General features: G+C 66.8%; 10 protein-coding genes. 4 read left to right on the top strand and 6 right to left on the bottom strand.

The window, feature by feature from the left end; translation table 11 throughout:
• The first annotated feature begins 62 nt into the window (after positions 1-62).
• Together RIT73_RS07350 and RIT73_RS07355 are read left to right on the top strand one after the other, a co-directional pair.
• Positions 63-1,430 (top strand): MFS transporter, encoded by a 1,368-nt coding sequence (locus tag RIT73_RS07350; protein ID WP_309131415.1) that lies wholly within the window; start codon positions 63-65, stop codon positions 1,428-1,430.
• A 41-nt stretch (positions 1,431-1,471) separates the two neighbouring features.
• The gene (locus tag RIT73_RS07355) at positions 1,472-3,367 is read left to right on the top strand and encodes a TIM barrel protein (protein ID WP_309131452.1); all 1,896 of its coding nucleotides are present in this window, start codon (positions 1,472-1,474) and stop codon (positions 3,365-3,367) included.
• Positions 3,368-3,415: 48 nt separating this feature from the next.
• Here the strand turns inward: RIT73_RS07355 and RIT73_RS07360 are convergent, their stop codons facing one another.
• The 4 genes from RIT73_RS07360 to RIT73_RS07375 all read right to left on the bottom strand — a co-directional run bounded on the left by RIT73_RS07360 (position 3,416) and on the right by RIT73_RS07375 (position 9,672).
• Positions 3,416-5,701 (bottom strand): heavy metal translocating P-type ATPase, encoded by a 2,286-nt coding sequence (locus RIT73_RS07360; protein WP_309131416.1) that lies wholly within the window; start codon positions 5,699-5,701, stop codon positions 3,416-3,418.
• A gap of 190 nt (positions 5,702-5,891) precedes the next feature.
• Positions 5,892-6,887: a type I glyceraldehyde-3-phosphate dehydrogenase gene (gap, locus tag RIT73_RS07365; protein WP_309131417.1), complete on the bottom strand. Its 996-nt coding sequence runs from the start codon at positions 6,885-6,887 to the stop codon at positions 5,892-5,894.
• Between the two features lie 145 nt (positions 6,888-7,032).
• The gene (locus RIT73_RS07370; protein ID WP_309131418.1) at positions 7,033-8,082 is read right to left on the bottom strand and encodes a helix-turn-helix domain-containing protein; all 1,050 of its coding nucleotides are present in this window, start codon (positions 8,080-8,082) and stop codon (positions 7,033-7,035) included.
• 39 nt (positions 8,083-8,121) lie between these two features.
• Positions 8,122-9,672 (bottom strand): serine hydrolase, encoded by a 1,551-nt coding sequence (locus RIT73_RS07375; RefSeq protein WP_309131419.1) that lies wholly within the window; start codon positions 9,670-9,672, stop codon positions 8,122-8,124.
• Between the two features lie 510 nt (positions 9,673-10,182).
• Between RIT73_RS07375 and RIT73_RS07380 the strand changes: the two genes are divergently transcribed.
• Positions 10,183-11,613, top strand: coding sequence for a YfcC family protein (locus RIT73_RS07380; protein WP_309131420.1), 1,431 nt, complete (start codon positions 10,183-10,185; stop codon positions 11,611-11,613).
• A 68-nt stretch (positions 11,614-11,681) separates the two neighbouring features.
• Here RIT73_RS07380 and RIT73_RS07385 read toward each other — a convergent pair whose 3' ends face one another.
• The gene (locus tag RIT73_RS07385) at positions 11,682-11,876 is read right to left on the bottom strand and encodes a hypothetical protein (protein WP_309131421.1); all 195 of its coding nucleotides are present in this window, start codon (positions 11,874-11,876) and stop codon (positions 11,682-11,684) included.
• 23 nt (positions 11,877-11,899) lie between these two features.
• On the opposite strand from RIT73_RS07385, the gene RIT73_RS07390 reads away from it, so the two are divergent.
• The gene (locus RIT73_RS07390) at positions 11,900-12,400 is read left to right on the top strand and encodes a helix-turn-helix domain-containing protein (RefSeq protein ID WP_309131422.1); all 501 of its coding nucleotides are present in this window, start codon (positions 11,900-11,902) and stop codon (positions 12,398-12,400) included.
• A 34-nt stretch (positions 12,401-12,434) separates the two neighbouring features.
• Here the strand turns inward: RIT73_RS07390 and RIT73_RS07395 are convergent, their stop codons facing one another.
• On the bottom strand, positions 12,435-13,001 hold the full coding sequence (locus RIT73_RS07395) for an isochorismatase family protein (RefSeq protein ID WP_309131423.1): 567 nt from the start codon (positions 12,999-13,001) through the stop codon (positions 12,435-12,437).
• Positions 13,002-13,018 lie beyond the last annotated feature (17 nt).

Here is a 13,018-nt window from a genome sequence, read left to right on the forward strand (position 1 = left end):
ACACTGTAAACCATAATGTAACAGTAATTGCCATATTATGGCAATTGAAGATTCGAGGAACCATGACTCAAGCGATCGACGACGCTCGCCCCGCGAAGACGCCGCTGCGTGCGGCTCTGTCGAGCTGGACGGGCTCCGCACTCGAGTACTACGACTTCGCGGTCTACGGCACAGCAGCCGCCCTGGTGCTCAACATTCTGTTCTTCCCGGAGACCACCGCACCCGGAATCGCCATTCTGCTGGCGATGGGCACAGTGGGAGTCGCCTACGTCGTCCGCCCACTCGGCGCCCTGATCATGGGACCGCTCGGCGACCGCTTCGGGCGCAAGTTCGTCCTCATGCTCACCCTGTTCATGATGGGCATCTCGACGTTCGTCGTCGGCTACCTGCCGACCTACGATCAGATCGGAGTCTGGGCGCCGCTGCTCCTCGTCCTGTGCCGCATCATCCAGGGGCTGTCCGCATCGGGCGAGCAGGCGAGCGCCATCAGCGTCTCGCTCGAGCACTCGGCCGAGCGCAAGCGCGCCTGGACGACCAGCTGGACGTTGCACGGCACCCAGTTCGGCACCCTGCTGGCCACCGCCGTCTTCATCCCCTTCACCGTCTTCCTCCCCGAGGACCAGCTGTTCAGCTGGGGCTGGCGGGTGCCGTTCTGGCTCTCCGCCCTCGTCGTGCTCACCGCATGGCTGATCCGTCGCGGGCTGGAGGAGCCGCCGGCGTTCAAGGAGGCCCGCGCCGAGGCGCCCCCTCTGATGACAGTGTTCCGCTGGCACAAGGCAGCCGTGCTGCGGGTCGCGGCCTGCGCGATGATCAACACCGTCAATATGGTCTTCACCGTCTGGTCTCTGTCCTTCGGCACCTCGATCGTCGGCCTCGAACGCTCGACCATGCTCCTGGTCTCAGTGGTCGCCAATGCGGTGGCGTTGCTCGCCATTCCGGCCGCCGCCCTGCTCGCCGATCGCATCGGCCGCAAGCCGGTCTTCATCACCGGCGCCCTGCTGGCCGGCGGAATGATGTTCCCCTACCTGGGTGCGGTCTCCAGCGGGAACTGGACCCTCATCTTCCTCTGCGGCGCGATCATGTCCGGCGGCTTCTACTCGATGGCGAATGCGATCTGGCCCTCGTTCTACGCGGAGATGTTCCCGACCAGCGTCCGGGTCACCGGCTTGGCGTTGGGCACCCAGATCGGCTTCGCCGTCTCCGGCGGCGTGGCTCCCGCCCTTGCCTCGGCTGTGGCCGGCAAGTCCGGCGAGAACTGGGTCTCGGTGGCTGCCTTCACCGCCGGCGTCTGCGTCTTCGTGGCGTTGGCGGCGCTGGCCGCGAAGGAGACGAAGCCGCTGGATCTCGACGAGATCGACGGCCTCCACGCGGACCGGTCGAAGTCGCCGTCGGACGCCGCCACGGTTCGCCCGCCCGCTTCGTCGAGCTGAACACCGAGCGACCTGACACCCGACCCCATGAAGGAGAAATGATGCGGACATCGATCGCCACCGTATGCCTGTCGGGCACGTTGGAGGAGAAGCTCCGGGCAGCCTCGGCGGCCGGCTTCGACGGGGTCGAGATCTTCGAACAGGATCTCGTCGTCTCCCCGCAGACTCCGGAGGACATCGCCGAGCTGGCACAGGAGCTGGGGCTGACCCTCGATCTCTACCAGCCCTTCCGCGACCTCGAGGGCGTCGACGAGGCCCTGTTCGCGAAGAACCTGCGGCGGGCCGAGGCCAAGTTCGCCCTCATGCGCCGGCTCGGGATGACGACCATGCTGCTGTGCTCCAACGTGGGAACGGCGACCATCGATGACGACGGTCTGGTCGCGGACCAGCTGCGCCGCCTCGGCGACCTCGCCGCGCGCTACGACGTCGCCGTCGCCTACGAAGCCCTGGCCTGGGGACGGTTCGTCTCGGAATACGACCACGCCTGGGATCTCGTGGCGGCCGCTGACCATCCGCGAATCGGGACCTGCCTCGACAGCTTCCATATCCTCTCTCGACGCACGGATCTCGAGACGATCGCGGGGATTCCCGGCGACAAGATCTTCTTCCTCCAGCTGGCCGACGCCCCGGCCCTGACCATGGACGTGCTCAGCTGGTCCCGTCACCATCGCGTCTTCCCCGGCGAAGGGTCATGGGACCTCACCGACTTCCTGAGCCGGGTCGTCGCCACCGGCTACTCCGGGCCGGTCTCCCTCGAAGTGTTCAACGACTCATTCCGCCAGGCCGACACCTACCGCACCGCGGTCGACGGACTGCGGTCGCTGAGGTGGCTCGAGTCCCGCGTCGCCGCACAGCTGAGCGCCGCGGGAGAGGATCCGGCCGCGGAGGGTGCCAGCGGCACCGCCCTCGACCTCCGACCTCTGCCCGAGGTGGCCGAGCCGCGCGCCGTCGACTTCGTCGAGCTGAGCACCGAGGACCTCGGCACCCTCACGCGGCAGCTCCACCAGCTGGGGTTCGACTTCACCGGCTTCCACCGCAGCAAACCGCACGTGCGGCTGTGGACCCGTGGACAGGCGAGGATCGTCATCAGCGAGATCGACTCCGCTGCCCTGGAGGCCGTTCGACCCCGATCACCGGGCACCTACCTGCGCGGCATCGGGTTCGACGTCGACGACGCCGATGCGGCGATGCACCGCGCCACCCTGCTCCACGCCATCGAGGTTCCGCGGGAGCAGTCCCACGACGAGGAGGTGCTGCGCGGCGTCTTCGCCCCGGACGGCTCCGAAGTGTTCTTCCACCGGATCACCGGGACGGCGCCGGCCTGGATCCGCGAGTTCGGCACCGACACCTCTGCGCAGACTTCACGCATCGACCATGTGAACCTCGCCCAGCCGGCCAGCCACTACGACGAATCGGTGCTCTTCTACACCTCGCTGCTCAATCTGCATGCCCAGCCCGCCCAGGACGTCCCCAGCCCGTCGGGACTGGTGCGGTCCCAGGTGATGTCCTCAGCCGACCGGTCCATCCGGATGCCGCTCAACGTCGCCCCCGTCCATTCGGAGCTCATCGGCGACAAGGCCCGAGCCCAGACCTCGGCCGATCCCTACCCCGAGCACGTGGCCATCAGCTGCGACGACATCTTCGAAGCGGCCGCCACCGCCCGTGCCCGCGGCCTCGAATTCCTCGCCGTGCCGCAGAATTACTACGAGGACCTCGACAGCCGCTTCGACCTCGACCCGGACTTCCTGGGCCGACTGCAGGAGCACCACGTTCTCTACGACGCCGATGCCTCCGGCGAGTTCCTCCACTTCTACACATCGACGATCGGTTCCGTGTTCTTCGAGATGGTCGAACGCCGAGGTGACTACCGGGGATTCGGCGCCCCCGACGCCCCCGTCCGGCTGGCCGCGCAGTACCGCCGCAACCTGCAGCTGTGACCGTCCTCCTGCAGTCGGATGTTCCTCGGCTGCAGGAAGACGTCCGAATCAGCGCTTCCGGGCGGCCAGCGCCTCCGGGCGGAGGTCGAGCCGACGCAGCAGCTGCGCATTGAGCGCGACCACGATGGTCGACACCGACATCAGCACAGCGCCGACGCTCATCGGCAGGATGAAGCCGATCGGGGCCAGGATCCCGGCAGCCAATGGAACCGAGATGAGGTTGTAACCGGCCGCCCACCACAGGTTCTGCTTCATCTTGCGATAGGACGCGAGGGAGAGCTCGATCACCGACAGGACCGCACGCGGATCGTCGGAGGCGAGGATCACTCCGGCCGAGCCGATGGCCACGTCAGTGCCGGCGCCGATCGCGATTCCGACGTCGGCCTGAGCGAGTGCCGGAGCGTCGTTGACGCCGTCGCCGACCATCGCGACTCTCCGCCCTTCGTCCTGCAGCTCCTTCACCTTCGCAGCCTTGTCTGCCGGCTTCACCCCGGCGAAGACCCGGTCGATGCCGAGTTCGGCGGCCACGGTCCGGGCCACCGCCTCGGCGTCTCCCGTGATCATCACGACCTGGGAGCCTGCGGCATGGAGGGCGTCGACGGCCTCGCGGGACTCGGACCGGATCTCATCGGCCAGGCGCAGAGCACCGATCACCTCCGAGTCCCGGAGCACGTGCAGGATGATCGCTCCCTGCTCCCGCCAGTCTTCGGCGATCGCCAGCTCCGACACCTCATGGGAGGCCAGCAGGTGAGGTCCGCCGACCTCCACCTCGGCGCCGTCAATCGTCGCGCTCACACCGACCGCCGGGGAGGACGAGAAGTCCGCAGCCCGCGGGACGTCGAGGTTCCGGGCGGCGGCGGCGCGGACGATGGCGCTGGCCAGGGGATGCTCACTGTCGGCCTCCGCGGCCGCTGCGAGGACGAGGACCGCATCGGCGGACAGGGATTCGGCGTCGGCCGCTTCCACCGCGGTCACGGTTGGCTCTCCCCTGGTCAGGGTGCCGGTCTTGTCGAAGAGGATCGCGTCGACGGTGCGCATCGTCTCGAGTGCGAGCCTGTCCTTGACGAGGACACCGGCGCGGGCGGCGCGCTCGGTGGCGATGGAGACGACGAGCGGGATCGCGAGTCCGAGCGCGTGGGGGCAGGCGATGACGAGCACCGTGATCGTGCGGATCACGGCCAGGTCCGGCAGCCCGAGGACGCTCCAGACGAACGCGGTGATGATGCCCGCGCCGAGTGCGAACCAGAACAGCCAGGCCGCGGCGGTGTCCGCGATGCGCTGGGCGCGTGAGGACGAGGACTGGGCGTCGGCGACGAGCTTCTGGATGCCGGCCAGCGCCGTGTTCTCTCCGGTGGCGGTGACCTCGACGCGCACACCGGAGTCCGTGGCGACTGTGCCGGCGACGACGGGGTCGCCGACGCTCCGGCGCACGGTCCTCGATTCGCCGGTGATCATGGACTCGTCCATGCTCGCCGCACCATCGACGATGCGGCCGTCGGCGGGCACGGCGGATCCGGGCCGGACGATGACGACGTCACCGATCGCGAGCTCGGCCGGAGATACGGTGACGATCTCGTCTCCGACGACCTTGTCCGCCTCGTCGGGCAGGAGGGCGGCCAGGGAGTCGAGCGCCGAGGTGGTCTGCGCCAGGGAGCGCATCTCGATCCAGTGCCCGGCCAGCATGATGACGATGAGGAGCGCCAGCTCCCACCAGAAGTCGAGCTCAGGATGGAGCAGCCCCAGCGACGCGCCCCAGGAGGCGATGAACGCGACCGTGATCGCCAGCGAGATGAGGAGCATCATCCCGGGTTGACGGGACCTGACCTCGCTCAGTCCGCCGGTCAGGAACGGCTTGCCGCCCCAGACGTACATTACGGTGCCGAGGACCGGTGAGACCCAGTTCAGCCACGCAAGTCCTGAGTCCTCTGCTCCATGGCCGCCACCCGAACCCGGAAGCTCGTACCCGACGAGATGGGCGAACATCGGGCTGAGCGCGACAACGGGAATCGCGATGACGAACATGATCCAGAACAACCTGCGGAACTGTCCGACGTGATCCCCGTGGCCGGCATGGCCCATGTGACCGGAGTGGTCTCCATGGTTCGCATGACCGGAGTGGTCTTCGTGGTGGTCTTCATGAGGGCCGGCACTCTCATCGTGATCGAGACCGGAATGGCCCTCGTGGCGCCGATGCTCGGCATGGTGCTCGTGCCGATGCTCGGCATGGTGCTCGTGCCGATGCTCGGAGTCGTGCGAATGCTCAGCATGGTCGGGGCGATCGGCTCGGACCGGCGTCGGCGAGTGGTTGTCATTGCGGGCGGGTTGTGTGCTCATGCCGCCACCATATACCCCCTAGGGGTATCATTCAAGGGGTCTTCGGCAGATTCTCGGAAGCCGGGCCCGCAACCTCGACGATGTGCGCTGACTGCGGGGCTTCTCAGCCCCGCAGTCACGCCGAAGGGCCGCTCGGCAACGTCTGCAGACGTTTCCGAACGACCCTTCCTCGACGCTTCGCTCTGCGCGGTCAGCCCTTCGCGATCAGCTCCAGATTGTCCACGACGCGGTTGGAGAAACCCCACTCGTTGTCATACCAGGCCACGACCTTGACGTGCCTGCCCTCGACTCGGGTCAGTTCCGCGTCGAAGATCGACGACGCGGGCTGACCGGCGATGTCACTGGAGACAACCGGTTCGGTTTCATAGACGAGGATCTCCTTGAGCGGACCCTCCGCGGCGTCACGGTAGGCGGCGAGCACCTCGTCGCGGGTGACCTCGCGGGAGACAGCCGCGTTGATCTCGACGATCGAGCCGACCGGCACCGGCACCCGGATCGCGTCGCCGCTGAGCTTTCCGTCAAGCTGCGGCAGCACGAGGCCGATCGCCTTCGCCGCGCCGGTCGAGGTGGGAATGATGTTGACCGCGGCGGCTCGCGCACGACGCGGATCCCTGTGCGGCCCGTCCTGGAGGTTCTGATCCCCGGTGTAGGCGTGCACGGTGGTCATGAAGCCCTGCTCGATCCCGGCCAGATCGTCGAGGACCATGGCCAGCGGGGCCAGGGCATTCGTCGTGCAGGAGGCGTTGGAGATGATCGTGTGCTCGGGCTTGTACGCCTCGGTGTTCACGCCATACGCGAGGGTGACGTCCGCACCCTTGGACGGCGCGCTGACGAGGACCTTCCTGGCCCCCGCCGCGATGTGGGCCCGCGCCTTGTCGGCCTGGGTGAACCGGCCGGTCGCCTCCAGGACGACGTCGACTCCCAACTCACCCCACGGCAGGTCGGCCGGGTCCTTCTCGGCGAGCACCTTGATCGGGTTCCCATTGACGACCAGGCCATCCGCAGATACCTCTACGGGGTATTGGAATCGACCCAGGGTCGTGTCGAACTTGAGAAGTCGAGCCAGTTCGTCGAGAGCGCCGAGGTCATTGATGGCAACCACCTCGAGGTCGCTGCCCCGTTCGATCAGCGCGCGCAGGGTGCTGCGACCGATGCGACCGAAACCGTTGATGGCGATGCGAGTCAATGTCACTCCTTGTGAAGGGGATTTCCGTGGGTACATCTCTATTCTCGGCAATAATGCGCCCCAACGACAGTGGCCTGACTGCCAGTCATCGAAAGTATCTCGCCAGTGTTAATGCCAGAAGTCGCAAGGTTCCGGCCAACCGGAATCAGGCTCGTGCGGCGGAGAAGATGTGTCGGTATTCGTTGGGCGTCGTCGAGAGGATCCGCTGGAAGTGCATGCGGAGATTGGCGCCGGTTCCGAGGCCCACCTGGTCCGCTATCTGCTCGATCCCCAGGTCCGTGTTCTCGAGCAGCTCCCGGGCGAGGTCGACGCGGGCCCGGAGAACCCATTGCATCGGGGTGTACCCGGTGTCTTCGACGAACCGGCGGGAGAAGGTCCGGACCGAGACTCCGGCGTTCGCGGCGAGATCCTTGAGCGTCAGCTCCTCCCCGATGTGCTCGAGCGCCCACTGCCGGGTGTCGGCGAAGACCTCCCCGAGGGGCTCGGGAACGCTGCGCGGCACATACTGGGCCTGGCCCGCGCTGCGGTAGGCGGCGGCGACGAGCCGCCTGGCCACCTGGTTCGACAGGCCGACCCCGTGATCCTGCCGGATGAGGTGGAGGCAGAGGTCGATCGTCGAGGCGGCTCCGGCCGACGTCAGCACCCTCCCCTCCGCGACGAAGAGGACGTTCTCGTCGACTCGGATCGCCGGATAGCGCTGCGACAGCTCCTTCGCGTATGACCAGTGAGTCGTGGCACGCGATCCGTCGAGCAGGCCGGTGCGGGCCAGCACGAAGGCCCCCGTCGAGATCGCCACGAGACGGGCACCGCGTTCGAACGCGGACAGCAGTCCGCCGATGACGGCTCCGGACGGTTCGGACTCCACCGCCGAGGCGGCACCCGGGATGAGGATCGTGTCGGCCCGGTCGAGCGCATCCAACCCGCTGCCGATCGAGTAGTCGAGGCCATCGGCGCCGGCGACGACTCCGGGACTGGGAGTGCAGACCTCGACGTCATAGGGCCAGCCCCCGGGGACCACGCCCCGCCCATCGGTCATCTCGGCACTGGCCACCAGGGTCGGGCTCGTTCCGGGTCCGAAGATCTGCGCCGGGGTCCCGAGGTCCATCGCGGACACCCCGGCAAGGGCCAGGACGACGATGCGGTGGGGCATCGGCTTGGCTCGCTCACGGGCGCCGGTCCGGGTGTCCATACTCATGCTGACGTCGAGTCCAGGCAATCGCTGCTGGGCCCAGGGTCAGGCGACGACCCGCGACGCCTGCGGGACCGCCTGCGCGGGAACCGCCTCGGCGATCGCTTCGAACATGGCCAGGGTGCCGTGCTGGGCGGCGAGCCGCACCGGCTCGGGATCGCTGGAGAACTTGACGCCCACGGTCTGGGTCGCACGGTCGATGTAGAGCATCTGCCCGTGGATGCCGATGCCGACGACGACGTCGCGGCCGGCGGATGGCACCCAGAACTGGCTGCGGTACATTCCGCCCGGGTAGGACGGTCCGGAGGCGGACTGGGCGAACGCCTCGGCGGAGTCGGGTCCGCCGGTGAAGATGTCATCGATCCAGGCCTGGCTCAGGACTCTCTGCCCGGTGGCGGTGACTCCTCCGCGGGCGATGACCTCACCGAAGCGGGCGAGGTCGCGCAGGGTGGCGCTGATGGCGCCATCGACGATCGAACCGCCCCAATGGTCCTGGCAGACCTGCGCGGAGTGCGCTGCGCCGATCTTCGACCATACGAACTCGCTAGCCACGACCGCGAACGGGCGCCCGGTCACGGCTTCGCAGATCCATCCCAGCACGTCCGTCTCGCAGCTGCGGTAGAGGAAGGGACCGCCGTGCTCGCGTTCGCTCGTGAGGCCGGTGAGGAACTCCTTGATCCCGTTCGCCGCCACGGGAGTGCGTGGCACCATGTCGACGGCCTCGAACAGGGCACGGATCTCGGATCCTTCGACGAGGTACTCCTCGGAGAACCTCACTCCCGAGCGCATGTCGAGGACGTCGCGGACGGTGGCACCGGCATAGCCGCTGTCGGCCAACCTCGGCAGGTAGGTGGTGACGAGTTCGCCCGGGCAGATCAGTCCGGCATCGGTGAGGCTGCCGACGACGGTGGAGACGACGGACTTGCTCACCGAGAACAGCATGTGGCGACGGGCCGGCTTCATCGGCCAGGCGTATTCCTCGGCCAGCGCCACGCCATCACGGGTGACGAGCCAGGCGTCCGTGTAGGTGCTGCTGAGCACGTCCCCGACACTCGTCCAGGAGTCGTCGATCCCGGGCCACTTCTCGCGATCGAGCGCGAGGGAGCGGAAGTCGTTCTCCTCGGTGACGAAGGTGCGGACCGGGCCGACCCCGCGCGGGATCCCTCCCGTGGGAAAGAGCTCTTCGATCCGGGTCAGGGAGAAGGCGAAGTAGGCCGGCCATTTCCAGGAGTTGAGGTCGATGTGTTCGAGCACCTGCTCGGAGGGGTCGACGATGGCGTCTTCGCTCGCCGAGGTGAGCGCCCCGATCTCCGGCAATGGCAGTTGCGCGGTCGAGTCGGATTCGCCCGACGAGCCGGATCCATCAGGGTCGGTCGGTGCGGACTGGTCGGTCACCGAAGTCTCTTCGGGTGCCGACGTCTCCTCGGTCGTCGCTTCGACGAGGTCGGAGACCCTCGGTCGTGCCGGTTTCGCGATTGTGGATTCCATGGAGTCGAAGGTGCCTTTGATCCCTTTCATATTGCCCGACAGGGCTCCGAGCCGGCGCATCGAAGGGTTGCCGGTCAGGTTGCGCAGGAATTTCCGCACGTCCGCCATGCTCCTCCTCCAAGGGACTCGATCAGAGGTCGAGCCTACCCTGCAGAAGTGAACTCGGACAGCAGGAATCCGTCGCCGCGGCCCCGTTCCGACAGGACGACTCGTCTCCACACCGGCCACCACCTGGCGCGAAGCAGTATACGGTTACCCGACAGTTATATGGGTTACACCGAGCGTCGGTGAGGATATTTCAGCGGCTTCGTTCGCACCAGCCGTCAGCTCCAGCGATCAGCGCTCAACCACGGCCCACAGTACCGCTCAATCCAAAGGGTCATCAGGGAAGCCGCTGAGCACCTCCGAAGCTGGTCCCTGGGCATCATCCGCATCAGTGCCGAAGCCGAAAGCCCCCACTGTCGAAGGCGGCTGCCTGCGGGTTTACGGGACAGCCGATTCACGCTACTGTTACGGAATTGCGGAAAGCACCTTCCGCAATACGGAATCGCCGCGGCTGGGTCGATGATGACCTCAGCCCCACCTCGGCTCAATGACGACCGAAGAGGAACCACCGATATGAGCGTTGCCGATCAGCCCCGGACCACACGCCGACGCCGCTTCGAGATGCCGCACATCTACATCATCCTCCTGTCCTTCATCGCCCTGGCCGCTGTCGCCACCTACCTGGTTCCCGGCGGCCGCTATGAGCGCGTCGAAGGCCCCGAAGGCCGCACCACCATCGACCCGAACAGCTTTGAGTTCATCGAGGCGAACCGCACCACCCTGACAGATTTCATGCTCGCCATCCCACAAGGGCTGATAAGCGCCGGTGAAGTCGTCTTCTTCACCCTGATGATCGGGGGCGTATTCATGGTTCTGCACGCGACCGGAATCATCGAATTGGCGGTCGCGCGACTGTCGCGACGGTTCGCCCGCAGAGGTCTGCTGATGCTAGGGATCCTGATGACGATCTTCGCGCTGATCGCGACGCTGATCGGCACCCAGGAATTGTCCCTGGTCTACGTTCCGGTCATCCTCCCCCTCATCATCGCGTTGAAATACGATTCCGTCGTCGCCGCCGCCGTTGCACTGTGTGCAACTACAGTCGGATTCGCAGCCGGCGTGCTCAACCCCATCAACACCGGACTCGCGCAAACACTCTCCGACGTCCCCCTGTTCTCCGGAGCGCTGATGCGAATCGCCGTGCTGGTGGCGGCGCTGGCCGTGGCCATGTTCTTCGTCATGCGCTATGCGACGAAGATCCGCCGGGACCCCTCGCGCAGTCTGCTCGCCGACGACGAGGCCGAAGCGATCAAACGGGAGGAGTACCAGAAGGACTCGAGCACGTTGCCGATCCCCGTCGCCACCGGACGACAGAAGGCCGCCTCTGTGGCTTCGCTGCTCTTCCTGGCACTTCTCGTCTACGGCGTCCTCGCCCAAGGGTGGTTCATGCTTGAGATGGCTGGACTGTTCATCGTCATGGGCGCAGTGGTGGGCGTCATCGCCGGACTCAACGGCACTGAGATCTGCGAAGCCTTCAACAAGGGATTCCGCGACGTTCTCGTCGGCGCCCTCATCGCCGGCGTGGCCCGCGGTGTGGCCGTCGTGCTGGAGAACGGCCAGATCCTCGACACCATCGTCCACAGCCTCGGCGTTGTCGTCGGCGGCCTGCCAGCGGCCCTTGCCGCCATCGGCATGTTCGTCATGCAGCTGCTGTTCAACTTCGTCGTTCCCTCCGGCAGCGGCCAGGCCCTGGTCACCATGCCGATCATGGCTCCGCTCGCAGACCTGCTCGACGTCACCCGGCAGACGGCCGTGCTCGCGTTCCAGCTCGGCGACGGATTCGGCAACATCCTCTATCCGACCTCCGGCTACTTCATGGCAACCCTCGCCCTGGCCGGGGTCCCCTGGCAGAAGTGGGTCAAGTTCTTCCTGCCGATGTTCGCCGGCTTCATTGTGGTCTCTCTCATCGCCCTGCTGGTCGCTCAGCTGATCGGCTGGAGCTGAGCGCGATCTACCGGGACTGAGCGCGAGCCCCTTGCTCGGCCGAGTTCCGAGAAGGCGGGTCCTCTCACTCACTTGCGGTTCCACAGCTGACGAGTCAGACCGTCGCCGGCGCTGGTGGTCTCAATGGCGAAGCGGTCCTCGAGTCCCTGCACTGCCGCACTGTCGTCGGTCCAGTCTCCGGTCTGCGGGCCGAATCTCCGTCGGCCCATCATGCACCGCCCCGGGTAGCCTTCTCCGATGAAGCAGTTGTAGAATGCAATCACCAAACCAGGCGGGAGGTGCTTCGGTGTCAAGGAGATCGGGTCAACCACGGTCCGGGTGTGCGATCAATGCGGCCGTCGAGGCCTTGGGCGACCACTGGTCGTTCCTCGTCTTGCGCGACATCATCTTCGGAGACCGCCGCTACTTCCGCGAGCTGCTGAACGGGTCGATCGAAGGGATCGCCTCGAACATCCTCAGCGACAGGCTGAAGAGGCTCGTCGACGCGGGGATTCTGACCAAGGAACAGGTCGCACGTGGGCAGAAGGCGCGCTACAGCCTCACCGAGGCCGGCATCCAGACCCTGCCGATCCTCTTCGCCCTCGGCAACTGGGGACTGGATTGGCGCGAGGGCACACCAGAGCTCCGCGTCCGCCAGGAGCTCATGCGCCGGGAGGGGCCGGAGTTCATCGAGGAGCTCATGGACGAGCTCCGTCTCCGCCACCTCGGCGCCCCCTCCCCGGAGCGGACGGGACCGGGGCCGCTCGAACGGCTGGAAGCCGCCTACGCGCAGGCGACGGGCGGCTGAGCTCGGACGAGCGTCGCGCCGATGGACCTTCGCCTCAGACGATCGTGGCGCCGGAAACCTTCATCTGGGTCAGCGCCCGCTCGCTCGACTCGACGCCGACTCCCGCGACGAGCTCGCGCAGCACGCGCACGGCCCGACCGGTGGCGAGCGCATCGAGGACGGAAGCGCGGACGCAATGGTCGGTGGCAATGCCCACGACGTCCACCTCGGCGATGCCGAGGTCATCGAGAACCTCACCGAGGCGCTGCCCCGTGTCCGTCATGCCCTCGAACGCGGAATAGGCGGGGACCCCCTGCCCCTTGCGGACATGGTGGGTCACAGCAGCGGTGTCGAGGAGGGGGTCGTACTCGGCGCCGGCGGTCCCGGCGACGCAGTGGGGAGGCCAGGTGTCGATGAAGTCCGGTGCATCACTGAAGTGGCCGCCGTTGTCATTGTCGGCGTCGTGCCAGTCGCGGGAGGCGATGACGGCGTCATAGCTCTCGGCTGCCCCGGCCAAGAAGCGCGTGATCTCGGCGGCGACGTCATCGCCGCCGGACACCGCCAGGGCTCCGCCTTCGGTGAAGTCGTTCTGAACGTCGACGATGAGGAGTGCCTTGACCATGTCTCTGAGCTTAGGCC

This window comes from Brevibacterium sp. (assembly GCF_031179145.1).
Taxonomy (GTDB): domain Bacteria; phylum Actinomycetota; class Actinomycetes; order Actinomycetales; family Brevibacteriaceae; genus Brevibacterium.

Excerpts from the sequence above, each read along its gene's own strand:
- RIT73_RS07360 (WP_309131416.1), bottom strand. The coding sequence starts at position 5,701 with ATGAGCACACAACCCGCCCGCAATGACAACCACTCGCCGACGCCGGTC.
- RIT73_RS07350 (WP_309131415.1), top strand. The coding sequence starts at position 63 with ATGACTCAAGCGATCGACGACGCTCGCCCCGCGAAGACGCCGCTGCGT.
- RIT73_RS07380 (WP_309131420.1), top strand. The coding sequence starts at position 10,183 with ATGAGCGTTGCCGATCAGCCCCGGACCACACGCCGACGCCGCTTCGAG.
- RIT73_RS07355 (WP_309131452.1), top strand. The coding sequence starts at position 1,472 with ATGCGGACATCGATCGCCACCGTATGCCTGTCGGGCACGTTGGAGGAG.
- RIT73_RS07375 (WP_309131419.1), bottom strand. The coding sequence starts at position 9,672 with ATGGCGGACGTGCGGAAATTCCTGCGCAACCTGACCGGCAACCCTTCG.
- RIT73_RS07395 (WP_309131423.1), bottom strand. The coding sequence starts at position 13,001 with ATGGTCAAGGCACTCCTCATCGTCGACGTTCAGAACGACTTCACCGAA.
- RIT73_RS07370 (WP_309131418.1), bottom strand. The coding sequence starts at position 8,082 with ATGAGTATGGACACCCGGACCGGCGCCCGTGAGCGAGCCAAGCCGATG.